Below are 20,920 nucleotides of genomic sequence, written 5' to 3'. Positions count from 1 at the left end.
TCAGTTGACGGCCGAGACGCTGGTGTAGTCCACGGGGCCGAGGCGATCGAGATTGAGCTTGAGGCTGCCGTTCTCGCTGTAGACGGCGTTGACCTTGTCGTAGGCGTAGGTCGTCGACGGCACGGCCGCGGTGCCGTTGGTGGCCGTGATGCGGTACTTCACCTCGCTGCCGTTGGCGGCCAGGCTGCCGGCGTTCCAGGTGAAGGTCTGGCGGCCGGAGCCCTGGGCGCCGAGCTGCTGGGTGTCGATGACGTTGCCGGCAGCGCCGAGGATCTCGAGCTTCACGTTCTTGGCCGCGCCGTCCAGCTCGTAGCTGCCTTCGGCCACGCCTTCGGTGACTTCGATCTTGTCGCTGGGCACGCTGACCTCGCGGCCCACCAGCGAGATGGACTGCAGCGCCTGCATCTGGCCGAGCTGGCCGCCCAGGCCCTTGATGCTGGTGTCCAGCGTGGACAGGCTGGTCACCTGCTGGATCTGCGCCATCTGGCTCGTCACCTGGGCGTTGTCCATCGGGTTCAGCGGGTCCTGGTTGTTCATCTGTGCGACGAGCAGCTTCAGGAAGCGGTCCTGGGTTTCGGCGGCGTTCTTGGCGGAGACGGTCGGGGCGCCCGTCGTGCTGCCGTTGAGTGCGGTGATGTCCATCAGCTTTGACCCAGTTGGAGGGTCTTGAGCAGCAGGCTCTTGGCCGTGCTCATCACCTCGATGTTGTTTTGATAGGAGCGCGACGCCGAGATCATGTTGACCATCTCTTCCACCGTGTTCACGTTGGAATAGGTCACATAGCCATCGGCGTCTGCCTGCGGATGCTTGGGGTCGTGGACGCGGCGGCCGGGCGTCTGGTCTTCGCTGATGTTGGTCACGCGCACGCCAGCGTTGCCGCTGTCGTTGCCCGCGCCCATCAGCGCCGTCTGGAAGACGACCTGGCGTGCCTTGTAGGCCTGGCCGTCGGGGCCGGCCACCGTGTCGGCGTTGGCCAGGTTGCTGGCCACCACGTTGAGTCGCTGGCTCTGCGCGCTGACCGCGCTGCCGGCGACATTGAAGATCTGGAACATGGACATGGTCTAGTTCTCCTCAGCCTTGGTTGGGCGACTTCATCGCGTCCAGCGTCGTGCGCACGGAGCTGTTGATGAATCGCAGCGTGGCTTCGTACTTCACCGAGTTGTCCGCGAAGCTGGCGCGCTCGCGGTCCATGTCCACGCCGTTGCTGTCCAGGCTGGTCTGGGACTGCAGCGCGTATTCCTTGCCGCTTTCGCCGCGGGCGCCGGCCAGCGGCGCGATGTGGCCGCGCTGGGTGGCGGCAAGCGCGCCGGGCGTGCCGACTTCGCCGGTGGCCTCGCGCAGCGCCCGGGCGAAGTCGATCTCGCGGGCCTGGTAGCCCGGCGTGTCGGCATTGGCGATGTTGCTGGCGAGCAGGCGCTGGCGCTCCGCCCGCAGCGTGAGCGCCTGGGTCTGGAAATTCAGCGTGTCGGTGAGTCGGTTCAACATCTGGGGCCTCTTTCGAGGGAGCGAAGCGGGAAAGCTCCTTGCGCAAATTGTCTGAACCAGGGCCGAAAACATGAGCGGGATTAGCGGCAGCAAAGCAGCTCAATTCCGACCTAGCGAATGCCTCCCCATCTCTAGAGTGGCGGCCATGCTGCGTCGAATTGCGTTCCTGCTGTGCTGTCTGTTCACCGGGCTTTGTGCCCAGGCCCAGACGGCGCCCCAGACCGTCCTTGACCCCGCGCTCATCGAGCGCGTGCGCCAGCTTGCCGAGACCGCTGCCCGGGCGGCGGTGCCCCCCAACACCCGCGTCGCCGTCGAGATCGGCGCGCTGGACGCCCGGCTGCGCCTGGCGCCCTGCCAGCAGATCCAGCCCTACCTGCCGCCCGGCATGGCCGTCTGGGGCCGCAGCCGCATCGGCCTGCGCTGCACGGATGGCGTCGCGCGCTGGAACGTCACGCTGCCGGTGCGCGTCGCCGTCTTCGGCCGCGCGGTCGTCGCCAGCGGCCCGCTGCCGGCGGGCGTGAATTTGTCTCAAGACCAGCTCGCGCTGGCCGATATCGATATCGCAGCCGAACCGGGCGCCGTGTTCACCGACCCCGCCCTGCTGGTGGGCCGGGTGCTGGCGCGGCCGGTGGCGGCCTCCGAGGCCTTGCGCGCGCCGGCGTTGAAGTCGCGCCAATGGTTTGCGGCCGGCGAGACCGTGCAGGTGCGTGTCGCCGGCGAGGGTTTTGCGCTGTCGTCGGAGGCGCAGGCCATGAGTGCCGGCATCGAGGGCCAGGAGGTTCGCGTGCGCTTCGAGAGTGGGCGCGTGGCCAGCGGCCGGGCGGTCGGCGAGCGCAAAGTGGAGCTGCTGCTGTGAGCCGGGCACCACGGATCGCCGGAGCTGGCGGCAAAAAACCGCCAATTCCCGCTCAAGTTCCTAGGCTGGGGGCCGATACAAGGGGAAACTCCCCTGCAATGCCCCATGCGGGGTCCGCCCCGCACCCTGGAGAAGCTCATGAAGATCGGTAACAGCCCTGAAGGAAGCGCCGGCCCGGCCAAGGCCGAGCAGCGCCCCGCCGCGCGAAAGCCGGAGGCTTCGGTCACGACCGACACCGTCCGCCAGACGGCAGCCGCGCCGGCGCCCAGCGCCCAGGTCGCCATTTCCAGCGCCGCCCAGCTGGCCGCCAGCGCCGGCCCGGACGACGGCAGCTTCGACGCCGCCAAGGTCCAGCGCATCTCGCAAGCCATCTCCGAGGGCAAGTTCACGATCAACGCCAGTGCGATTGCGGACAAGTTGGTCTCGAATGCGCAAGAATTGCTGAGTGCGCGCGCCAACAAGCACTAATCCAATGACAGCCATCGCCTCGTCCACCCCGCTCAGCCCCGAACTTGAACAGCCGTTGCTTGCTGTCGAGGCGGCGCTGAACCAGCTAGGCGATGCGCTGGCCCGCCGCGATGCCGCGGCCATCGAGCAGCATTCGGCCGAGCTGCACCAGCACCTGGCGCGCGCGGTGCAAAGCTTCAGCGAAGCCGCCCGCACCGGCAGCGTGCCCGCCGCGCTGCGCAACCGCCTGGTGCGTGCCGGTGGCCTGCTGGCTGCCCAGCGTGAGACGCTGGCCCGCGGCAACGCGTCGCTGGACCGCGCGCTGGACGTGCTGATCCCCAGCGAGCCCACCGGCCTGTATGGCGCCGGCGGCAAGGCCGAGCGCCGCAGCGTGGGCGGCGGCAGCTTCACGGCCTGAAGCGCACAGCCGCAACGAAAGCCACCTCGCGAGGTGGCTTTTTTGTGCCCGCTGGCCTCAGTTGCGGCCGGCCATCACGCCGCCGTCCACGTCCCACACCGCGCCGGTGACCCAGCTTGCCTGCTCCGACAGCAGGAAGGCGACGACGCTGGCGACATCCCGCGGCTGGCCCACGCGACCCAGCGGGTGGAAGCCGTCAAAGCCGCGCAGCGTCGTCTCGACCTGGTCCTTGGCGATGAAGCTCTCGTAAATCGGCGTCGCGACGACGGCCGGCGCGACCGCGTTGACGCGGATGCCGTGCGGCGCCAGCTCCATCGCCAGATGCTGGGTCAGCGCGTGCAGGCCGGCCTTGGCCATGGAATACGCCGAGGACGGCGTGGCCGCGACGGCCTGCCTGGCCCACATGGAGCCGATGCTGACGATGGCACCCGGGCGCTGGCTCTCCACCCACTGGCGCGCAACCGCCTGGGTCAGGAAGAAGCTGGCCCGGTTGAGGTCGTGATAGGCGTCGTAGTCGGCCGGCTCATGGGCGAGGAAGGGCTTGGGCACGAACACGCCGGACGCGTTGACGAACAGGTCGACGTCCCGGTGCGGCCCGTGCAGTGCCTGCGTGACGGCCTCGAAACCCGCCGGCGTCGTGATGTCCGCGGCGATGGTGGCCACGCGGTCCGGCGCATCCAGCCGCTCGACCACGGCCTGCAGCTTGGCGACGCTGCGCCCCACCAGCACCAGGTGGGCGCCCTGGGCGAGCAGATCGGCTGCCACCTGGGCGCCAATGCCGCTGCCGCCGCCGATGATGAGCGCCTTGCGGCCGCTGAAGTTCTGGGTCATTTTCATCTCCTTTGACTACCATCCAATTGGTAGGTATTGCGGGCGGAAAAATACCCGTGGGTGCACCTCCGCGCCGCGCGGTGCCGGGTTGGGAATGTTGAGAGCGCCGGCTGCTACGGCCAGCAGAGATTGAGCATGGCGCGGCCGACGGTGGACGGGCCCTGGTCGTTGGCCAGGCCGCGGCCCACGACCATCGCGCCTTCGAGGGCGCAGAGATAGGCGCGCGCCAACGCCTCGGGCTGGCTGGCCCGGCTCAGGGCGCCCTCGCGCTGGCCCAGCTCGAAGGCCTCCTGCAGCCAGCGCAGGTTGATGCCGAAGAAGCGCGCCACCTCGTCGCGTACGGCCTCGGGCAGGTCATGCGCCTCGGCGCCCAGCATGCCGCAGACGCACAGGCGGCGCTCGCGGGCGAAGGTGCTGTCGAACAGCGCGGCGTAGGCGGCAAGCCGGTCACGGGCACGCGCGTGGCTGCCGTCGATGCGCAGCAACTCCTCGCGGAAGCGGTGCGTGTAGCGCTGCACCACCATGGCGGCCAGGTCCGCCTTGGTCGGGAAGTGGTGGTGCACGCTGGGCTTCTTGATGCCCACCTGCTGCGCCACGTCGTCGTAGGAAAAGCCGTTGTAGCCCTGCTGCTGCAGCAGGCCCTCGGCGGCGTCGACGACGCGTTCGGCTGCGGGGCTCAGTTCGGAGAAATGCTTCATGGCGGGCCGGCAAGGCGCCGGCACAAAGTCGATGCACGGAATTTACCTACCAATTGGTAGGTTCGTCAAGCGGCGCGTTCGCCTCAGGTCGTGGCCTTGCGGCGCACCGAGTCCAGGTAGGCGTGGCCGTCCGGCGGCAGGCCGCTGCGCTGGGAGGCCCAGATCATCTCGCCCAGCGCGTCCATCGCCGCGTGATGCGCGTCGTGGCGCGAGTTGCGCCGTGCCGTCAGCAGATCGATGGCCTGGCGGATGCCGGAAGGCTGGTCGATGGCGTGCTGCTCGGTGATGGTGAGGTGCATGGACAGGTGCAGGAAGGGGTTGGTACGGCCTTCCTCCACCGTGTAGACCTTCTCCAGCGCGGCGGCCTCGTCGGCGAGCTCCTCGTGGTACTCGGGATGCTCGGCAATCCAGTCCGCGGCGAGGGCTTCCATCGGGATCAGCGGCGCGCCATCGCGCCATTTGCGGTAGGTGGCGCAGAAGAAGCGCCTGACTTCGAGCTGGGACGGGGCGAACATGGCCGCAATTGTCGCCGGCCGAGCAGCAGGGCCAGGCCCGCCACCATCAGCAGCCCCGCGCCCGGCTCGGGCACCGGCGTCGCGAAGTCCCAGCCGCTGGCGCCCACCGTGTTGAGGCCGGCGACCGACGGGACCAGTTGGTAGCCGGCGGAGTGGGCGAAGTCGGCCTCGGCGTAGCGACCCAGCCGCGCGTAGTCGCTGACCGAGGCGCCCACGGCCAGCATGCCGGTGACGAAGATGGTGCGGCCCACCTCGGTGTCCAGCGTGAGCTGGAAGGTGCCCGGTGCCTCGCGGCTGGCGTCCCAGCTGCGGATCTTGACCTCGCGGGTGGTCAGGTCGCCCAGCCGGGCCTCGGCCACGCCGTAGGCCGACAGAAAGCCACCGATCTCGAAGCTGGGGTTGGACAGGTGGCCGCCGACGCTGAAGTTGATCGTGTAGCTGACCGGCGTGCCCACGGCCAGCCCGGCGCCGGTGACGGCGATGCTGTCGTAGAAGTTGCCCTGCACAGTGGCGCCGGCATAGCCATAGTTGACGCGGTTGCCGGCCAGGTCGCAGCAGTAGGGAAAGCTGCCCGAGGCGAAGGCGCGCAGCAGGCCGACGCGCCCTTCGAAGCGGCCGATGCCATGCCCGCCGGCATGGCTGGCGATCTCGTACAGGTGTTGCGTCTGCGCCAGCCGCGGGTCGTCGCGCAGGTCCAGGTTGGGCGTGAAGCGCTGCTCGCCGTCACCGGGGGCGAGGAAGCTGGTGGCGTGCACGTTCATGTTCACGAGCAGCTGCGAATTGATGGCGGCGGCCGGCAGGCTGGCGGCCAGCAGCAAGGACAAGGCAAGAGCGCGGGCGGGCATGGAGGCTCCCTGGAGCAGCGCCAACAGCGGCGCACCTCCACACACGCAAGCCGGCCGCGAAACCGGCCACGCAAGTTAGGGGGCGGGGCAGCCGGGCAGGCCGGCTTCTGCGGCCAGGGCGCCTGCGGCGGGCGCATCGCTGCCGCAGCGGCGGGCGATGAGGGCGGCCAGCGGCTGCTGCAGGAAGGCGGCGCGCAGGCCCGTGCTGCCGCGCAGCAGTTGCAGCGCCTGGGCTTCGTCCTGCGGTGCGTCGACGAGGCTGGCGCGGTGCAGCAGCTGGCGCGCGTGGTCGCTGGCGATGTAGGGCCGGGCGTGCGCGACATGGGCCAGCGCCTGGTTGACGGCGGCCAGCGCCTCGTCGCGCCGGCCGGTCGACGCCAGCAGCTCGCTCACGGCCAGCCACGTGGCGGCGTGGCCGCTGTCGTTGGGCGCATCGGCGGCATAGCGGGCCAGCGCCTCGCGCAGCAGGCGTTCGCGCTCGGCGGGTGCGGCGCCCTGGCGCTGGCGCAGGTCGTGCCGGGCCAGCCACCACTCGGCGCGCAGCAGGCCGCGCGCGGGCAGGGCGCTGTCCAGCTCGGCCAGCAGCGCCGCGCTCGCAGCCAGGTCGCCTTCGGCCAGCAGCGGCCAGATCAGCCCCATGCCGGCGTACAGGCTGCGCTCATGGCCCGCGCCCAGGCGCGCCTTCAGCAACCGGTAGCGCCGCTCGCTCAGCACGCGGCTGCGCTTGGCCTCGCCAAGGTAGTCGTGCAGCGTGGCGGTGATGCGCAGCAGCTCGTCTGCCGTGTCGGGGTCGGTGGGCAGCGTGGCCTCGATGCGGGCCATGCGCTCGGCCAGCAGGCGGCGCAGCGCGGCCTCGGGCTGGGCGGCATCGGGCGCGCGGCGGTCCAGCGTCTTGAAGAGGTCCAGCAGATAGGCGTTGGCGGCCTCGGCGCGGCGGGCCTCGCGCCGGGCGCTGTCGGCCTGCCACAGTGCGGCGGTCAGGCCGATCAGCAGGGCCGCGGCGCCCAGCAGCGGCAGGCGCTGGCGGCGCAGGAAGCAAGCCAGCCGGTAAAGAGGCGCGCCGGGCAGCGCGGCCACGGGGCGGTGGTCCAGCAGGCAGTGGATGTCGGCGGCCAGCGCCTCGACGTCGGCATAGCGCGCCGCCGGCTCAAGGGCTTGGGCACGCGCGATGACGGCGGCCAGCGCGCGGCCGCGCTCGGCGGGCGACACCAGCGCGGCCAGCACGCCGCCCAGGCCGTAGACGTCGGCCGCAACGGTGAGCACCTCGCCGCGCTGCTGCTCGGGCGCCGCCAGCCCGGGCGTGAAGGCGCGCGGGCCTTGGGTGTGCAGCAGGCGGGCGATGCCGAAGTCCAGCAGCTTCACGCGGCCGTCGTCGCCGACGAGGATGTTGCCGGGCTTGAGGTCGGCGTGCAGCACCAGGCGGGCGTGCGCGTGGCGCACGGCGTCCAGCACCTGCAGGAAGGCGATCAGGCGTGCGCGCAGGGGTTGGTTCGCCAGCGCCTCGGTGATGGGCCGGCCGGCCACCCATTCGAGCGCGAGCCAGGGCTGGCCGTCTTGGCTGCCGGCGTCGTAGAGCCGCGCGATGTGCGGGTGCTCCAGGCCGATCAGCAGCGCACGCTCCTCGTCCAGCCGCTCGCTGAGGCGCTGGCCCGGCCGCGGCAGCTTCAGCGCCGCGCGGCGGCCCGCCAGCGGCCCGTCCACCTGCTCGGCACCCCAGACCTCGGCCATGCCGCCGGCGCCGATGCGCTCGATCAGCCGGTAAGGTCCGATGCGCTGGCCCGGTGCGGCGAGGGCGGTCGCCGCGTCCAGCGCCGGCAGCTCGGCCTCGCTGTCGTGCGCCCGCAGCAGCGCGCGCAACGGCGTGGCGATCTCGTCGGCCAGTTGCGCGATCCATGCTTCACGCGCGTCGGCCGCCAGGGCCAGCGCTTCGTCGAACGCGGCCGACACCCGCGGCCACAGCGCGGGCGGGATGGCTTCAGGCATCGAGTTGCATCAGCAGGAAAGCGCGCGCCTTGGCCCAGTGGCGGCGCACGGTGCGTTCGCTCAGGCCCAGCGCTTCGGCGGTCTCGACCTCGGTGTAGCCGCCGAAGAAACGCAGCTCGACGACATGCGCCAGCGCCGGGTCCATCGTGGCCAGGGCATCGAGCGCGACGTCCAGCGCCAGCAGCCGGTCGGCGTCGGCTTCGGGCGTGGCGGCATCCACGATGGCCGTGTCCCAGCTCAGCGCCTGCCAGTCGCCGCCGTGGCGTTGGGCCTGGCGGCGGCGCAGGTGGTCGATGACGATGTGGCGCATCGTCTTGGCGGCCAGCGCGTAGAAGTGGCGCCGGTCCGCCAGCGGTGTGGGCGAACCCTGGGCCAGGCGCAGAAAGCCTTCGTGCAGCAGCTCCTCGGTCGCGAGGCTGGGCGCACCCGGCCCGCGCAGCCTGGCGCGGGCGATGCGGCGCAGCTCGGGGTAGACCAGCGGCCAGGCGGCCTGGGCAGCAGCGTCATCGCCCTGGCGGGCGGCATCGAGCAGGGCGGTAAGGCGATCGGCGTTCATCGCGCGTAGTCCATGCCGCGTCGCCACATCTCGGTCATGTCGGCGAGCAGCGGCCGGGGGATGCGCGCATCCTGTCTGGCCAGCGCCAGCGTGTCGCGCAGCGCGTCGGCGATGCGCGCGAGCACGGGCGCGGGCTGGGCCACGCCGCAGACCTGGCGACCAAACCGCAGCAACTCCTCGGTGGTCGGGTAGGCGCGGCTCTGGCCGCGGCCGGCGAACAGGCGCAGCGCCAGCGTGCGGTCCTCCTCGCTCTCGGCGCCCGTCCAGCGCTGGTAGCGGTAGATGGCCGTCGTGACGACGTCGTACATCGGCGCCAGCCGCGCGCCCCAGGCCTCGTCGTAGCCGACGCCGAAGTTCTTCAGATGCCCGTCGCCATTGCGCACCATCACCGTGAAGGCCACCTGCTCGAAGAAGCGCGTCAGGTCGACGGCAGGCAGGGCCAGCGCCTTGAGTGCCTGCACGACGGTTTCGTAGCTGCCCTGGTACTTGCGGTCGGACAGCGTGTCGCGCACGGACAGGCCCATCAACGCGGCCACGTCCTCGAAACCCAGGCGCCGGCCGTCGGGCTGCAGGTCGAAGCGTTCGAGCACGAGCAACTGGCCGTCGTCCGACAGTGCATGCACCGGCACGGCGATGCCGGCGCGCGCTGCGGCCTGCAGGCACAGGAACTCGTTGGCGGCCAGGCCAGGGTAGGCCTCGGAGCCGGCCTTGACGATGAGGTTGGGCACCGGGATCGTGGCGCGGTCGGGCAGCATCAGCTTGGGCTGCATGCCGGAGATGCCAAAGGCGGTGCCGAAGCCGGTGGACAGGTAGGCGGCCACCAGGTCGTCGAACAGCGCTGGGCTGTAGGGCAGGCGCAGCAGCTCGGCCTGCGTCATCGGGGCGAGCGGCAAGGGCGTGTCGGCGTCGGGCAGGTGAAAGCCCAGCCGGCCGATGCCGTTGTCCCCCACCAGGCCCAGCAGATGCATGGCAGTGAGGGGTTGCTTGGGGTGGAGCGCGCGCAGACGCTCGAACAGATAGCCCTCCGGCAGGTTCTGGTCCATGACCGGGAACAGCGCGTTGCTGCGGTACAGCAGCTGGCGCGGAGGCATCAGCAGGCCCACCGATGGCTGCTCGTCGTCGTCGCGGCGGTAGCTGAAGACGAGCTGGGACTCGCGGCGCAGGTCGCCGCAGGGCGTGCCGTTCAAGTCCACGCGCAGATGCCGCACGCGCTCGGGAAACGGCTCAGGCCGCGTCGTCGTCATGGGCGTCGGCCGCAGCGTCTGTCGCAAAACGGCGCTGCATTTCTTCCAGCGTGGGCAGGCCCGCGGGCTGCAGCGCGAGGCTCAGGCCCAGCGCGCGCAGGATGTCCAGCAGCGCGCTGACCGTCACGTCCTCGCCGCGTTCAAGCCGGTAGAGGATGTCCCGGCTGCGGCCGGCGCGCGTGGCCACGTCGACGGCCGTGAGGCCGTGCTGCTGGCGGTGCGCCTTGAGCGCGGCGCCCAGGTCGGTGGGGAGACGCAGGGTGTCCATAGTTCTGGACATTTTGAAGGATTCCGCTCAAAACGTCCAGAATTCAGGTCAATCCTGGGGTGACGGCCTGTCCCAGCCGCCACGCTGCGCCTTGCGGTGCGCATCCTCGGCGTCACGCTCGGCGGCCAGCAATTGCTCGAACTGCTGCCGGCCCAACCGGGCGGCGGCGATCAACGCACCCTCGTCGCCCTGCAGTGGCACCATGCTGTTGAGCACGTCGATGTTGTGGCGCCTGAAACGCATGGCCTGGCGGCGCGCGGCGTGGGGCTCCATGCCGGTCAGCTCCAGCACGCTGCGGGCGCTCATCAGCGCGGAGTCAAAGGTCTCGCGTTCGATGTGACGCACGCCGGCCTCGTGCAGCTGGTAGTAGTGCTGCACGTTGCGCGCCCGGGCGACGATGGTGAGCTGCGGGAAATGCTCGCGCGCCAGCTCGGCGATCTCGACGCTCTGGCCGATGTCGTCGATGGCGATGACCAGGATGCGTGCCGTGGCGGCACCGGCGGTCTTCAGCATGTCCAGCCGGGTGGCGTCGCCGTAGTGCACGGTCCATTCGAAACGGCGCAGGCTTTCGATGGCCTCGGAGTCGTGGTCCAGCACGGTCGCCTCGATGCCGTTGGCGCGCAGCATGCGGGCCACGACCTGACCGTAGCGGCCGCTGCCGGCAATGATGATGGGTGCGGGCGGCGGTGGCGGCGCCTCGCCGCGCTTCCTGGCGCCGCGGCGAGCGAGCTTCTGCGACATCAGCCGGTCGCCGCCGGTCAGCAGCAGCGGCGTCAGCGCCAGCGACAGCGCGATGGACGCGACCAGCGCCGAGTTCTGCGCCGCGTTGATCATCCCCTCGCTCTGCGCCAGCTGGAACACGACGAAGCCGAACTCGCCGCCCTGGGCCAGCAGGATGACGAAGGCGGGCCGCTCGACCAGCGGGATCTTCATCGCCTTGGACATCGCGACGAGCACGAAGATCTTGCAGGCCAGCAGCGCCGTGACGAGCAGCACGACCAGGCCCGGCTGGGCGGCCACGGCCTTCAGGTCCAGCCCCATGCCGACGGCGATGAAGAACAGGCCCAGCAGCAGGCCTTTGAACGGTTCCAGGTCGGTCTCCAGCTCGCGGCGGTATTCGCTCTCGGCCAGCAGCACGCCGGCCAGGAAGGCGCCCAGCGCCATCGACAGGCCCACCAGCTGCATCAGCGCCGCCGTGCCCAGCACCAGCAGCAGGGCCGCGGCGGTGAAGATCTCGGGTGTCTTGCTGTGCGCGATCCAGCGCAGGGCCGGGCGCAGCAGCAGGCGGCCGCCGAAGACGATGACGACGATGGCACCGATGGCCTTGCCTGCCGCCAGCCAGGTGGCGCCGCCGTCATCGTCATGCGCGCCGCTGAGCGCCAGCACGGGCACCAGGGCCAGCACCGGGATGGCGGCGATGTCCTGCAGCAGCGCGACGGACAAGATGCTCTCGCCCGCGGTCGTGCGGCCGAGGTTGCGCTCGGCCATCACGGCCAGCGCGACGGCGGTGGACGACATCGCCAGGCCCAGGCTGACGACGACAGCCAGTCGCCACGGGTGGCCAGTGGCCAGGCCCACGGCCGTCAGCACCGCCGCGCAGCCCAGCAATTGCACGCTGCCCCAGCCGAAGATGGGCCGGCGCATGGCCCACAGCCGCTTGGGCTCCAGCTCCAGGCCGACGAGGAAGAGCATCAGCACGACGCCCAGTTCGGCCACCTCGGGGATGGCGGTGGACTCGGGGATCAGCCCCAGCACCGCCGGCCCGATCAGCACGCCGGCGACCAGGTAGCCCAGGATGGAGCCCAGGCGCAGCCAGCGCGCCAGCGGCACGGCCAGCACGGCGGCGGCGAGGAACACAAGCGGAAGCTGCAACCAGTTGCCGTGGCTCATTCGTCGCTCCCGGCATCCAGTGTCGAGAACAGCGGCGGCCGCTCGTCCAGCGCCACTGCCTCCTCGTCGCCGACGGCCGGCTCGGCGATGTGCTGGCACCACTCGGGGTAGTGCGCCAGCCGCTTCACGAACAGCTCGGCGTGGGCCGTGATCTCGGCGTCCGTCGCGCGGTGGGCCGCGTGCAGGATCTGCGGCGGCAGGTAGTTCATGCCGCAGGTGCGTGCGGACTGCTGGTAGGGCAGCAGGAACTCGGTGATGGGGTGGTGGTTGTGGCCGCCGGGCGCATAGGCCTCGGCACCGCCGCCGGTGGAGGCCACCAGCCAGAAGTCCTTGCCGTGCAGCGCCGTGCCGCCGGGGCCATAGGCCCAGCCCAGGCGTGGCACCTCGTCCAGCCAGAGCTTCTGCAGCGCCGGCATGCTGTACCAGTAGATGGGGTGCAGCATGACGACGAGCTTGGCGGCTTCCAGTGCGCGTTGCTCGGCGTCGATGTGGATGTGGAAGTCCGGGTAGAGACGGTAGAGGTCACGCAGCTCGACGCGCCCGGCCGCGGGCGAGGCGCGCAGTGCGTCGAGCACGGTGCGCGTCGCGTGGGAGCGGGCGAGGTCGGGGTGGGCGGCGAGGACGAGGATGTCGCGGGCGGTACTGTCAGGCATGGCCGGCTAGGTTACCGTGCCCGCTCGACAGCTCACATCTGGTCAGCCCGAATGCGCATCTTCGAGACTCTTTCCGATCTTCAAGCCTTGATCGGCCAGCCCCTGGGCCATAGCGACTGGATCACCGTCGACCAGGCCCGCGTGAATGCCTTTGCCGAGACGACCGAGGACCGGCAGTGGATACACATCGACCCCGAGCGCGCGAAGGACGGGCCGTTCGGCGGGCCCATCGTGCATGGCTTCCTGACGCTGGCGCTGATTCCGTATTTCTTCGAGACCGGCTTCTCGGTGCGCGAGACGCGCATGGTCGTCAACTACGGCCTGAACAAGGTGCGCTTCACGGCGCCGGTGCCAGTGGGCAGCCGGCTGCGCGCGGGGTTCAAGCTGCTGGCCATGGACGCGGTGGCCGGCGGGGCGATGCAGCTGACGGTGGAAGTGGCCATCGAGCGCGAGGGCTCGGCGAAGCCGGTCTGCGTGGCGGAGAGCCTGGCGCGGCACTTTCGCTGAGCCCGTCGTCCAGGGCATACCTTGGAGCGACCCGGCGCCCGGCCCCAGGACTGCTGAAATGGCCGGCTAGCATCGCGGCTTCTCCGACAACCGCCTCCGTGCTGCCCCATGGCCTCCAGCCTGCTCGTTCTGCTCGACGACATCACCACCGTCCTTGACGACGTGGCGACCATGACCAAGGTCGCGGCTAAGAAGACGGCCGGTGTGCTGGGCGACGACCTGGCGCTGAATGCGCAGCAGGTCACCGGCGTCAATGCCGACCGCGAGCTGCCGGTCGTCTGGGCGGTGGCCAAGGGCTCGATGCTCAACAAGGCCATCCTGGTGCCGGCAGCGCTGGCCATCTCGGCCTTTGCGCCCTGGGCCATCACGCCGCTGCTGATGATCGGCGGCGCCTACCTGTGCTTCGAGGGCTTCGAGAAGCTGGCGCACAAGTTCCTGCACAGCCCCGAGGAAGACCAGGCCCACCACGAGGAGCTGGTCAAGGCCATCGCCGACCCCAAAGTCGACATGGCGACCTTTGAACGTGACAAAGTCAAGGGCGCCATCCGCACCGACTTCATCCTGTCCGCCGAGATCATCGTCATCGCGCTGGGCACGGTGGCCAGCGCGCCGCTGCAGACCCAGCTGGCCGTGCTGGTGGCCGTGTCCATCGCGATGACGGTGGGCGTCTACGGCTTCGTGGCCGGCATCGTCAAGATGGACGATGCGGGGCTGTGGCTGACCCGACGCGGCGGCGCGGTGAAGCAGGCCTTGGGCCGCTTCCTGCTGGCCGCCGCGCCGCGGCTGATGAAGTTGCTGACCGTGTTGGGCACGGCGGCGATGTTCCTCGTCGGCGGGGGCATCCTCGTGCACGGCATCTCGCCGCTGCACCATGCCATCGCGCGCCTGGCCGAGGGCAAGGCCTGGCTCGTGTCGGCCCTGCTGGAGAACGGCGCGAATGCGCTGGTGGGCGTGGCGGCCGGTGCGCTGGTGCTGGCCGGTGTGATGGCCGTGCAGAAGCTGCGCGGCAAATGATGCGTCGGACTCAGTTGGCCGAGTAGGCGAGCCGCACGTAGATCGGCGCGAACGCCTCCGCCTGCGTGATCTCCAGCAGGCGCTCTTTCGCCAGCTCCAGCATCGCGATGAAGGTGACGACGACGACCGCGTGGCCGCGGGTCACGTCGAACAGGTGCTCGAACTCGACAAAGCGCTGGCCCTGCAGGCGGCGCAGCACGATGCTCATGTGCTCGCGCACCGACAGCTGCTCGCGGCTGATCTTGTGGTGCTGGTTGAGCTTGGCGCGCTTCAGGATGTCCAGCCACGCCTCGCGCAGGTCGTTGGTGTCGACGTCGGGGAAGCTGGGCGTCAGCGACTGCTCGATGTGCACCTGGGCGCGCAGGAAGTCGCGGCCCAGCACGGGCAGGCGGTCCAGCCGCGCGGCGGCCAGCTTCATCTGCTCGTACTCCAGCAGGCGGCGTACGAGTTCAGCACGCGGGTCCTCGACCTCCTTGCCGTCCTCGCTTTTCTTGGGCGGCAGCAGCATGCGCGACTTGATCTCGATCAGCATCGCGGCCATCAACAGGTATTCGCTGGCCAGCTCCAGGTTGTGGCGGCGGATCTGCTCGACGTAGCTCAGGTACTGGCGCGTCACGTCGGCCAGCGGGATGTCGAGGATGTTGAAGTTCTGCTTGCGGATCAGGTACAGCAGCAGGTCCAGCGGCCCCTGGAAGGCCTCCAGGAAGACCTCCAGTGCATCCGGCGGGATGTAGAGGTCCAGCGGCATCTGGAACAGCGGCTCGCCGTACAGGCGCGCCACCGCGACCGCGTCGACCACCTCGGGCAACCCCGAGTCGGCAGACGCGGCTTGGCTGGCTTCGTCAGCCATGGCCGTCAAGGCTTACTTGCCGGAGGTCTGGTAGACGTAGGGCTGCTGGGGCACCTTAGCGTCGTTGAAGTCGGCCTGGGCGGCGCGGTCCTGGGGCTTGTCCCACAGCAGGGCGCGGCCGGCGCGCTGTTCGGCTTCCAGCGTGGGGCGCTGGGCCTTGAGCTGTTCGATGAAGGAGGTGACTTCGGACTTGTAGGGCTTCCAGAACAGCGGCATGGTGGTCTCGCAAACGAATCCACTCATTTTAGTCGGTGGGCCTGGCGCGCAGCCGGCCCAGGTCGTCCAGAGTCGGTACGGCGCCCAGAAAGGCCAGCATCGCCGCCAGCGGCAGCGTGGCCGCATAGCCCAGCGCCTTGAAGGCCCAGGCGCCGGTCACGCCGCCCACGGCGAAGGCCAGCAGCAGCCCGGCCAGCAGGCGCAGCTTGGCCGCGTTGCCGTGCACGGGCGTGCCGCCCAGGCCATAGAGGAAGCGGCCGATCTCGATGCCGATGTCGGTGACGATGCCGGTGACATGGGTGGTGCGGATCTCGGCGCGCGAGACCTTGGTGATCAGCGCGTTCTGCAGCCCCATCGTGAAGCACAGCACCGCCACGGCGGCCGGGATGAACAAGGCGTCCATGCCCGCCAGCCAGGCGCCCATGAGCCCGAAGACGACCAGGCAGGCGGCCTCCAGCAGCAGTGGCAGCGCGAAGATGCTGTGGGCCTGGCGCTGCCGCCCGAAGTTGACCAGCAGCGACGTGCAGGCCGCACCAGCGCCGAAGGCCAGCAGCGCGCCGATGGCGGTGACCAGCGCCTGCGGCTGGCCCAGCACGAGGCCGTCGGCCGCGGCCGAGACCATGCCGGTCATGTGCGAGGTGTATTGCTGCACGGCGAGGAAGCCGCCGGCGTTGGTGGCGCCGGCGACGAAGGCCAGCATCCAGCCCAGGTGGGCATTGCCCGAGGCGGTGCGTTCGGCCGCGAGCAGGCGGCGCGCGTAATGGGTGGGCATGGCGGGCTCAGCGAGTGGGCGCGGCCCATTCTCGCTGGCGCCCGCGGCGCATCAGCGCACGCGCATGCCGGGCTGGGCGCCGGGGTAGGGCTCCAACACGAAGATGCCGGGGGTGGCCTTCTCATCGGCGTGGCTGGCGGCCAGCACCATGCCCTCGCTGATGCCGAACTTCATCTTGCGCGGCGCGAGGTTGGCGACCAGCACGGTCAGCTTGCCTTCCAGGTCCTCGGGCTTGTAGGCCGACTTGATGCCGCTGAAGACATTGCGCATGCGGCCTTCGCCCGCGTCCAGCGTCAGGCGCAGCAGCTTGTCCGAGCCTTCGACGTGTTCCGCCTTGACGATCCTGGCGATGCGCAGGTCCACCTTGACGAAGTCGTCGATCTTGATCTCGGCGGCGATGTCCTCGCCGCCCGGGCTGACGTGGGCCGGGGCGGGCGCCTCGAACAGCTGCTCGACCTTGGCCAGGTCAACGCGCTGCATCAGGTGCTGGTAGGCGCCGATCTGGTGGGCGCCCAGCGCGCGGGCGCTGTCGTGCCATTCCAGCGGGTCGACCTTCAGGAAGGCCTCGACCTGCGTGGCCAGCGCCGGCAGCACGGGCTTGAGGTAGATGGTCAGCAGCCGGAAGGCCTCGATGCAGACGCTGCAGACGTCGTGCAGCGCCGCGTCCATGCCGTCCTGCTTGGCCAGTTCCCAGGGCTTGTGCTGGTCGACGAACTCGTTGACCTTGTCGGCCAGCGCCATGATCTCGCGCAGCGCCTTGCCGAACTCGCGCGTCTCGTACAGCTCCGCGATGGCGCTTGCCTGGCCGCGCAGCGCGTCCAGCAGCATGCGGCCCTCGACGCCCAGGTCGCCGCTGAGGTGGCCGCCGAAGCGCTTGGTCAGGAAGCCCGCGGCGCGCGACGCGATGTTGATGAACTTGCCGACCAGGTCGCTGTTGACGCGGGCCGCGAAGTCCTCGGGGTTGAAGTCGATGTCCTCGACCTTGGCATTGAGCTTGGCGGCGATGTAGTAGCGCAGCCATTCGGCGTTCAGGCCCAGGCCCAGGTACTTCAGCGGGTCCAGGCCGGTGCCGCGGCTCTTGCTCATCTTCTCGCCGCCGTTGACGGTCATGAAGCCGTGCACGAAGACATGGTTGGGCGTCTTGCGGCCGCTGAAATGCAGCATGGCCGGCCAGAACAGCGTGTGGAAGTAGGTGATGTCCTTGCCGATGAAGTGCACCTGCTCCACGGACGGGTCGGCAATGAACGCATCGAAGTCCTTGCCCAGCTTGCCGAAGTAGTTCTTCAGCGACGCGAGGTAGCCGATGGGGGCGTCCAGCCAGACGTAGAAGTACTTGCCCGGCGCGTCCGGGATCTCGATGCCGAAGTAGGGCGCGTCACGGCTGATGTCCCAGTCGCTGAGACGGTTCTTGCCCTCTTCATCGGGCTCGAACCACTCGCGGATCTTGTTCAGCACCTCCGGCTGCAGGCGGCCGGGCTCCTGCGTCCACTGCGTCAGGAAGTCGACGCAGCGCGGGTCGCTGAGCTTGAAGAAATAGTGTTCGCTGGTCTTGAGCACCGGCGTCGCGCCGGACAGCACCGAATACGGGTTCTTCAGCTCGGTGGGCGCGTAGACGGCGCCGCAGACCTCGCAGGAGTCGCCGTATTGGTCCTTCGCGCCGCACTTGGGGCACTCGCCCTTGATGAAGCGGTCCGGCAGGAACATGGCCTTGTCCGGGTCGAAGAACTGCTCGATGGTCTTGGTGGAGATCAGCTCGTTGTGGCGCAGCGCCAGGTAGACCGACTTGGACAGCTCGTGGTTCTCCGGGCCGTCGGTGGAATGCCAGTTGTCGAAGCTGATGTGAAAGCCGTCCAGGTACTGCTTGCGGCCGGCCGCGATGCCGGCGACGAAGTCCTGGGGCGTCTTGCCGGCCTTCTCGGCCGCGATCATGATCGGCGCGCCGTGGGCGTCGTCCGCGCAGACGAAGTGCACCTGCGAGCCCGCCATGCGCTGAAAGCGAACCCAGATGTCGGCCTGGGTGTACTCCATGATGTGGCCGATGTGGAAACCGGCGTTGGCATAGGGCAGGGCGGTGGTGACAAAGAGCTGGCGGGACATGGGCGCGGTGAACGGGACGGGGCAGGGAAACGGAAGATTTTAGGTTTGCGGTTCCGCGGGGTTGGCGGGGTCGGCGGTGGAGGCCTCGCCATCAGCTTGCGGTTCGTCCGGCGCGCTGCCGTCATCCGGCTTGCCACTGAGCTTGCGCTGGCGCTTCTCTTCGGCCTTGCGTTTCTTGGCCAGTTCGCGCTGGCGTTTCTCGTAGCTGTAGTTCGGTGCGGCCAAGGGCGGTCTCCTGCGAGCGCCCGCACGTGCGGGCAACTCCCAATGTAACCGGCCCGTCTTCGGCTCAAGCCCCCGTACTTGGCAAGGAAAGCTACAGAACGCCTCAACGAAGACGGCTAAGTCACTGATTCGTAACACTTCTGAAAGCTATCCACCGAGTCTGTGGAAAACTTTGTGGAGAACTGCCCTCCGTCGACGCCAAGCCCTTGTGTGATGCGGCTCCGCTTAGGTTGCCCATTTTTTGAGCAGCGCAAAGTCGTCTATATGAATCAATCACTTAGCGTTATGGCACGGGGCGCGGGGCGGTCGCCGCGCGTCAGGGTCCAAAACGCTTGACGGGTGCCAGATATGGGGATAAGTCAAGCCGCGGCGGGCGGATGTCACGGGTCTTGATGACATCGGCATCCAGGTTGTCCCCGTCACCTGTGGACAAGTCTGTGGGGCAACTGCCCACAGCGACGCTAAGTGCTTGATCGGCTGCCAATGGCGTCGCTGTGCCCGAATTTGAGGCGGTGCTTGGGGGCAGTCCCCAACAGGCCCGCTGAAAGCCCGCAGCTAAACTCGCGCCCTTTTGAAGGGCTGGCTGGGGCAGATGGCGGACAACACGAGGGAGAACGGCGGGCGCAAGGCCACATCGCGCACCGGTGCGTTCGAATTGAAGTCGCGCCGCTTCAGCCTGCTGGGCCTGGTGCTGCACAGCGCCGACATGGCCGAGGTCGCCGCCGACTGGGCCGCGCGCGCCGGCCAGGGCGGTTTCGAGCATGAGCCCGTCGTCATCGACCTGAGCCTGGTCCCGCGCGCCACAGCGCCGGCGGCTGCGCCGGTGGAAGGCCAGGCGCCGCTGGCGCTGGACGGCCCGGCGCCGGTCGACCTGAGAGCCATCGTCGAGCTGCTGCGCGCCAGCCAGCTGCAGCCGGTGGCCGTGGCCGGCGCCACCGCCGACGAGCTGGCGCTGGCGCATGAATTGGGCCTGGCCGACGCGGCCGACGAACCGGCCGCCGAACGCGCAGCGCCCGTGGAGAGCGTGCGCGAGGTGGTCCGCGAAGTCATCGTCGAGCGCATCGTCGAAAAACCCGCCGCGCCCGCGCCGACGCTGATCATCGACAAGCCGCTGCGCTCCGGCCAGCGCATCTATGCCAAGGGCGGTGACCTGGTCGTGCTGGCGCTGGTGAACCATGGCGCCGAGGTCATTGCTGACGGCAGCGTGCATGTCTATGCGCCGCTGCGTGGCAAAGCCATCGCCGGTGCGCGCGGCGACACGTCGGCGCGCATCTACGCCCACAGCCTGGAGGCGGAGCTGCTGTCGATTGCCGGCATCTACCGCACGACCGAGAACCCGCTGCCGGCCGACGTGGCGGGCAAGCCGGCGCAGGTCCTGCTCGATGGCGAGAAGCTGCTGATGCAGCCGCTTGCCCTCTGAACCACCCCATTGCACTGAACGAACAGGAAAGCTCCAGATGACCAAGATCGTCGTCGTCACCTCCGGCAAGGGCGGGGTCGGCAAGACCACCACCAGCGCGAGCTTCGCCACCGGCCTCGCGATGCGTGGCCTCAAGACCTGCGTCATCGACTTCGACGTGGGCCTGCGCAACCTCGACCTGATCATGGGCGTCGAGCGCCGCGTCGTCTACGACCTGATCAACGTCGTCAACGACGAGATCAAGCTGACCCAGGCGCTGATTAAGGACAAGCAGCTGGACAAGCTCTACATCCTGGCCGCCTCGCAGACGCGCGACAAGGACGCGCTGAAGCAGGAAGGCGTGGAGCGCGTGCTCAACGAGCTGAAGGCAATGGAGTTCGACTACATCGTCTGCGACTCGCCGGCCGGCATCGAGACCGGCGCGCTGATGGCCATGCACTACGCCGACGAGGCGCTGGTGGTGACCAACCCCGAGGTGTCCTCGGTGCGCGACTCGGACCGCATCCTGGGCATGCTGTCCAGCAAGACCAAGCGCGCCATCGAAGGCGGCGACCCGGTCAAGGAACACCTGCTCATCACCCGCTACAACCCCAACCGGGTCGAAGGCGGCCAGATGCTGAGCCTGGACGACATCCACGAGATCCTGCGCACGCCGCTGATCGGTGTCATCCCGGAGAGCGAGAGCGTGCTGCAGGCGTCCAACCAGGGCACGCCGGCCATCCACCTGGCCGAGACCGATGTGGCCGAGGCCTACAAGGACGTTGTCGCGCGCTTCCTCGGCGAAGACAAGCCGATGCGCTTCACCGAGGCCGTCAAGCCCAGCTGGTTCAAGCGCGTCTTCGGCGCCAAGTGAGGGGAGCCACGCGATGGGATTCCTGAACTTCTTCCTCGGCGAAAAGAAGAGCTCGGCCAGCGTCGCCAAGGAGCGGCTGCAGCTCATCCTCGCGCACGAGCGCAATGGCCGCAGTTCCAGCCCTGACTACCTGCCGCAGCTGCAGCGCGAGCTGGTGGCCGTCATCAGCAAGTACGTGTCGATCAACCCGGACGACATCAAGGTGCACATGGAGCGCCAGGGCGACCTGGAGGTGCTCGAAGTCAAGATCGAGTTGCCGGAACCCGGCGGCCGCTGA

The 20,920-nt window shown here is 69.3% G+C and carries 26 protein-coding genes; 8 read left to right on the top strand and 18 right to left on the bottom strand.

Translation table 11 applies throughout. The annotated features are described in order from the left end of the window. From AC1D29_RS27880 to flgB, 3 genes are read right to left on the bottom strand one after another with little or no spacing between them, the layout of a single operon-like run. Window positions 1-642: a flagellar hook assembly protein FlgD gene (locus tag AC1D29_RS27880; protein WP_477903716.1), complete on the bottom strand. Its 642-nt coding sequence runs from the start codon at window positions 640-642 to the stop codon at window positions 1-3. Then, entirely contained in the window at window positions 642-1,058 is a 417-nt protein-coding gene (flgC, locus tag AC1D29_RS27875; protein WP_477903714.1) for a flagellar basal body rod protein FlgC, read from the bottom strand. The genes AC1D29_RS27880 and flgC overlap by 1 nt, the downstream gene beginning before the upstream one ends. A gap of 13 nt (window positions 1,059-1,071) precedes the next feature. Next, a complete protein-coding gene (flgB, locus tag AC1D29_RS27870; protein ID WP_477903712.1) occupies window positions 1,072-1,485 on the bottom strand; it encodes a flagellar basal body rod protein FlgB in 414 nt (137 codons plus the stop codon). A gap of 145 nt (window positions 1,486-1,630) precedes the next feature. Between flgB and flgA the strand changes: the two genes are divergently transcribed. The 3 genes from flgA to AC1D29_RS27855 all read left to right on the top strand — a co-directional run bounded on the left by flgA (window position 1,631) and on the right by AC1D29_RS27855 (window position 3,206). Continuing rightward, a complete protein-coding gene (gene flgA, locus AC1D29_RS27865) occupies window positions 1,631-2,341 on the top strand; it encodes a flagellar basal body P-ring formation chaperone FlgA (protein WP_477903710.1) in 711 nt (236 codons plus the stop codon). Window positions 2,342-2,479: 138 nt separating this feature from the next. Further along, window positions 2,480-2,809, top strand: a complete 330-nt coding sequence (gene flgM, locus AC1D29_RS27860; RefSeq protein ID WP_477903708.1) for a flagellar biosynthesis anti-sigma factor FlgM — start codon at window positions 2,480-2,482, stop codon at window positions 2,807-2,809. 4 nt (window positions 2,810-2,813) lie between these two features. Continuing rightward, window positions 2,814-3,206: a hypothetical protein gene (locus AC1D29_RS27855; protein ID WP_477903706.1), complete on the top strand. Its 393-nt coding sequence runs from the start codon at window positions 2,814-2,816 to the stop codon at window positions 3,204-3,206. A 57-nt stretch (window positions 3,207-3,263) separates the two neighbouring features. Here the strand turns inward: AC1D29_RS27855 and AC1D29_RS27850 are convergent, their stop codons facing one another. The 10 genes from AC1D29_RS27850 to kefF all read right to left on the bottom strand — a co-directional run bounded on the left by AC1D29_RS27850 (window position 3,264) and on the right by kefF (window position 12,689). After that, window positions 3,264-4,037 carry an SDR family NAD(P)-dependent oxidoreductase gene (locus AC1D29_RS27850; RefSeq protein ID WP_477903704.1) on the bottom strand — a complete coding sequence of 258 codons (774 nt, stop codon included), beginning with the start codon at window positions 4,035-4,037 and terminating at the stop codon, window positions 3,264-3,266. Between the two features lie 113 nt (window positions 4,038-4,150). Then, the gene (locus AC1D29_RS27845; protein WP_477903702.1) at window positions 4,151-4,735 is read right to left on the bottom strand and encodes a TetR/AcrR family transcriptional regulator; all 585 of its coding nucleotides are present in this window, start codon (window positions 4,733-4,735) and stop codon (window positions 4,151-4,153) included. An 83-nt stretch (window positions 4,736-4,818) separates the two neighbouring features. Next, window positions 4,819-5,250 (bottom strand): DUF1841 family protein, encoded by a 432-nt coding sequence (locus AC1D29_RS27840; RefSeq protein ID WP_477903700.1) that lies wholly within the window; start codon window positions 5,248-5,250, stop codon window positions 4,819-4,821. Beyond that, the gene (locus AC1D29_RS27835) at window positions 5,172-6,095 is read right to left on the bottom strand and encodes a hypothetical protein (protein WP_477903698.1); all 924 of its coding nucleotides are present in this window, start codon (window positions 6,093-6,095) and stop codon (window positions 5,172-5,174) included. The genes AC1D29_RS27840 and AC1D29_RS27835 overlap by 79 nt, the downstream gene beginning before the upstream one ends. A 75-nt stretch (window positions 6,096-6,170) precedes the next feature. Beyond that, on the bottom strand, window positions 6,171-8,078 hold the full coding sequence (locus AC1D29_RS27830; RefSeq protein WP_477903696.1) for a serine/threonine-protein kinase: 1,908 nt from the start codon (window positions 8,076-8,078) through the stop codon (window positions 6,171-6,173). Next, window positions 8,071-8,634: an ECF-type sigma factor gene (locus tag AC1D29_RS27825; protein ID WP_477903694.1), complete on the bottom strand. Its 564-nt coding sequence runs from the start codon at window positions 8,632-8,634 to the stop codon at window positions 8,071-8,073. Before AC1D29_RS27825 ends, AC1D29_RS27830 begins: the two co-directional genes overlap by 8 nt. Further along, window positions 8,631-9,878, bottom strand: a complete 1,248-nt coding sequence (locus AC1D29_RS27820) for a type II toxin-antitoxin system HipA family toxin (RefSeq protein ID WP_477903692.1) — start codon at window positions 9,876-9,878, stop codon at window positions 8,631-8,633. The genes AC1D29_RS27825 and AC1D29_RS27820 overlap by 4 nt, the downstream gene beginning before the upstream one ends. Then, a complete protein-coding gene (locus AC1D29_RS27815) occupies window positions 9,859-10,146 on the bottom strand; it encodes a helix-turn-helix domain-containing protein (RefSeq protein ID WP_477903690.1) in 288 nt (95 codons plus the stop codon). The genes AC1D29_RS27820 and AC1D29_RS27815 overlap by 20 nt, the downstream gene beginning before the upstream one ends. 48 nt (window positions 10,147-10,194) lie before the next feature. Next, on the bottom strand, window positions 10,195-12,036 hold the full coding sequence (kefC, locus tag AC1D29_RS27810) for a glutathione-regulated potassium-efflux system protein KefC (protein ID WP_477903688.1): 1,842 nt from the start codon (window positions 12,034-12,036) through the stop codon (window positions 10,195-10,197). Beyond that, on the bottom strand, window positions 12,033-12,689 hold the full coding sequence (gene kefF, locus AC1D29_RS27805; RefSeq protein WP_477903686.1) for a glutathione-regulated potassium-efflux system oxidoreductase KefF: 657 nt from the start codon (window positions 12,687-12,689) through the stop codon (window positions 12,033-12,035). The genes kefC and kefF overlap by 4 nt, the downstream gene beginning before the upstream one ends. 51 nt (window positions 12,690-12,740) lie before the next feature. On the opposite strand from kefF, the gene AC1D29_RS27800 reads away from it, so the two are divergent. Both AC1D29_RS27800 and AC1D29_RS27795 read left to right on the top strand, forming a co-directional pair. Then, window positions 12,741-13,196 carry a MaoC family dehydratase gene (locus AC1D29_RS27800; RefSeq protein WP_477903684.1) on the top strand — a complete coding sequence of 152 codons (456 nt, stop codon included), beginning with the start codon at window positions 12,741-12,743 and terminating at the stop codon, window positions 13,194-13,196. Between the two features lie 108 nt (window positions 13,197-13,304). Then, a complete protein-coding gene (locus AC1D29_RS27795) occupies window positions 13,305-14,210 on the top strand; it encodes a DUF808 domain-containing protein (protein ID WP_477903682.1) in 906 nt (301 codons plus the stop codon). 10 nt (window positions 14,211-14,220) lie between these two features. On the opposite strand, the gene AC1D29_RS27790 is transcribed toward AC1D29_RS27795, so the two are convergent. From AC1D29_RS27790 to AC1D29_RS27770, 5 genes are read right to left on the bottom strand one after another with little or no spacing between them, the layout of a single operon-like run. Next, window positions 14,221-15,060, bottom strand: coding sequence for a segregation and condensation protein A (locus AC1D29_RS27790; protein ID WP_477903680.1), 840 nt, complete (start codon window positions 15,058-15,060; stop codon window positions 14,221-14,223). A 12-nt stretch (window positions 15,061-15,072) separates the two neighbouring features. Continuing rightward, entirely contained in the window at window positions 15,073-15,276 is a 204-nt protein-coding gene (locus AC1D29_RS27785; protein WP_477903678.1) for a DUF3460 family protein, read from the bottom strand. 28 nt (window positions 15,277-15,304) lie between these two features. Further along, window positions 15,305-16,048: a YoaK family protein gene (locus AC1D29_RS27780; RefSeq protein WP_477903676.1), complete on the bottom strand. Its 744-nt coding sequence runs from the start codon at window positions 16,046-16,048 to the stop codon at window positions 15,305-15,307. Between the two features lie 51 nt (window positions 16,049-16,099). Further along, window positions 16,100-18,145: a methionine--tRNA ligase gene (metG, locus tag AC1D29_RS27775; RefSeq protein WP_477903674.1), complete on the bottom strand. Its 2,046-nt coding sequence runs from the start codon at window positions 18,143-18,145 to the stop codon at window positions 16,100-16,102. Window positions 18,146-18,184: 39 nt separating this feature from the next. Further along, on the bottom strand, window positions 18,185-18,370 hold the full coding sequence (locus AC1D29_RS27770) for a hypothetical protein (protein ID WP_477903672.1): 186 nt from the start codon (window positions 18,368-18,370) through the stop codon (window positions 18,185-18,187). 592 nt (window positions 18,371-18,962) lie between these two features. Between AC1D29_RS27770 and minC the strand changes: the two genes are divergently transcribed. From minC to minE, 3 genes are read left to right on the top strand one after another with little or no spacing between them, the layout of a single operon-like run. Beyond that, the gene (minC, locus tag AC1D29_RS27765) at window positions 18,963-19,790 is read left to right on the top strand and encodes a septum site-determining protein MinC (protein ID WP_477903670.1); all 828 of its coding nucleotides are present in this window, start codon (window positions 18,963-18,965) and stop codon (window positions 19,788-19,790) included. 37 nt (window positions 19,791-19,827) lie between these two features. Further along, window positions 19,828-20,643 (top strand): septum site-determining protein MinD, encoded by an 816-nt coding sequence (minD, locus tag AC1D29_RS27760; protein WP_477903668.1) that lies wholly within the window; start codon window positions 19,828-19,830, stop codon window positions 20,641-20,643. Between the two features lie 13 nt (window positions 20,644-20,656). After that, window positions 20,657-20,920, top strand: a complete 264-nt coding sequence (minE, locus tag AC1D29_RS27755) for a cell division topological specificity factor MinE (RefSeq protein WP_056877362.1) — start codon at window positions 20,657-20,659, stop codon at window positions 20,918-20,920.

The sequence above is a fragment of the Roseateles sp. P1_C6 genome (assembly GCF_056406315.1).
The sequence above is the reverse complement of the archived record's forward strand: the minus strand, read 5'-3'. Positions and strand labels throughout refer to the sequence as shown.

Coding starts and splice junctions, on each gene's coding strand:
- AC1D29_RS27790 (WP_477903680.1), bottom strand. CDS start 15,060: ATGGCTGACGAAGCCAGCCAAGCCGCGTCTGCCGACTCGGGGTTGCCC.
- AC1D29_RS27825 (WP_477903694.1), bottom strand. CDS start 8,634: ATGAACGCCGATCGCCTTACCGCCCTGCTCGATGCCGCCCGCCAGGGC.
- AC1D29_RS27820 (WP_477903692.1), bottom strand. CDS start 9,878: ATGACGACGACGCGGCCTGAGCCGTTTCCCGAGCGCGTGCGGCATCTG.
- minC (WP_477903670.1), top strand. CDS start 18,963: ATGGCGGACAACACGAGGGAGAACGGCGGGCGCAAGGCCACATCGCGC.
- AC1D29_RS27845 (WP_477903702.1), bottom strand. CDS start 4,735: ATGAAGCATTTCTCCGAACTGAGCCCCGCAGCCGAACGCGTCGTCGAC.
- flgB (WP_477903712.1), bottom strand. CDS start 1,485: ATGTTGAACCGACTCACCGACACGCTGAATTTCCAGACCCAGGCGCTC.
- kefC (WP_477903688.1), bottom strand. CDS start 12,036: ATGAGCCACGGCAACTGGTTGCAGCTTCCGCTTGTGTTCCTCGCCGCC.
- kefF (WP_477903686.1), bottom strand. CDS start 12,689: ATGCCTGACAGTACCGCCCGCGACATCCTCGTCCTCGCCGCCCACCCC.
- AC1D29_RS27815 (WP_477903690.1), bottom strand. CDS start 10,146: ATGGACACCCTGCGTCTCCCCACCGACCTGGGCGCCGCGCTCAAGGCG.
- AC1D29_RS27835 (WP_477903698.1), bottom strand. CDS start 6,095: ATGCCCGCCCGCGCTCTTGCCTTGTCCTTGCTGCTGGCCGCCAGCCTG.
- AC1D29_RS27840 (WP_477903700.1), bottom strand. CDS start 5,250: ATGTTCGCCCCGTCCCAGCTCGAAGTCAGGCGCTTCTTCTGCGCCACC.
- metG (WP_477903674.1), bottom strand. CDS start 18,145: ATGTCCCGCCAGCTCTTTGTCACCACCGCCCTGCCCTATGCCAACGCC.
- minD (WP_477903668.1), top strand. CDS start 19,828: ATGACCAAGATCGTCGTCGTCACCTCCGGCAAGGGCGGGGTCGGCAAG.
- AC1D29_RS27850 (WP_477903704.1), bottom strand. CDS start 4,037: ATGACCCAGAACTTCAGCGGCCGCAAGGCGCTCATCATCGGCGGCGGC.
- AC1D29_RS27780 (WP_477903676.1), bottom strand. CDS start 16,048: ATGCCCACCCATTACGCGCGCCGCCTGCTCGCGGCCGAACGCACCGCC.
- flgM (WP_477903708.1), top strand. CDS start 2,480: ATGAAGATCGGTAACAGCCCTGAAGGAAGCGCCGGCCCGGCCAAGGCC.
- AC1D29_RS27800 (WP_477903684.1), top strand. CDS start 12,741: ATGCGCATCTTCGAGACTCTTTCCGATCTTCAAGCCTTGATCGGCCAG.
- AC1D29_RS27855 (WP_477903706.1), top strand. CDS start 2,814: ATGACAGCCATCGCCTCGTCCACCCCGCTCAGCCCCGAACTTGAACAG.
- minE (WP_056877362.1), top strand. CDS start 20,657: ATGGGATTCCTGAACTTCTTCCTCGGCGAAAAGAAGAGCTCGGCCAGC.
- flgC (WP_477903714.1), bottom strand. CDS start 1,058: ATGTCCATGTTCCAGATCTTCAATGTCGCCGGCAGCGCGGTCAGCGCG.
- AC1D29_RS27795 (WP_477903682.1), top strand. CDS start 13,305: ATGGCCTCCAGCCTGCTCGTTCTGCTCGACGACATCACCACCGTCCTT.
- flgA (WP_477903710.1), top strand. CDS start 1,631: ATGCTGCGTCGAATTGCGTTCCTGCTGTGCTGTCTGTTCACCGGGCTT.
- AC1D29_RS27830 (WP_477903696.1), bottom strand. CDS start 8,078: ATGCCTGAAGCCATCCCGCCCGCGCTGTGGCCGCGGGTGTCGGCCGCG.
- AC1D29_RS27880 (WP_477903716.1), bottom strand. CDS start 642: ATGGACATCACCGCACTCAACGGCAGCACGACGGGCGCCCCGACCGTC.
- AC1D29_RS27785 (WP_477903678.1), bottom strand. CDS start 15,276: ATGCCGCTGTTCTGGAAGCCCTACAAGTCCGAAGTCACCTCCTTCATC.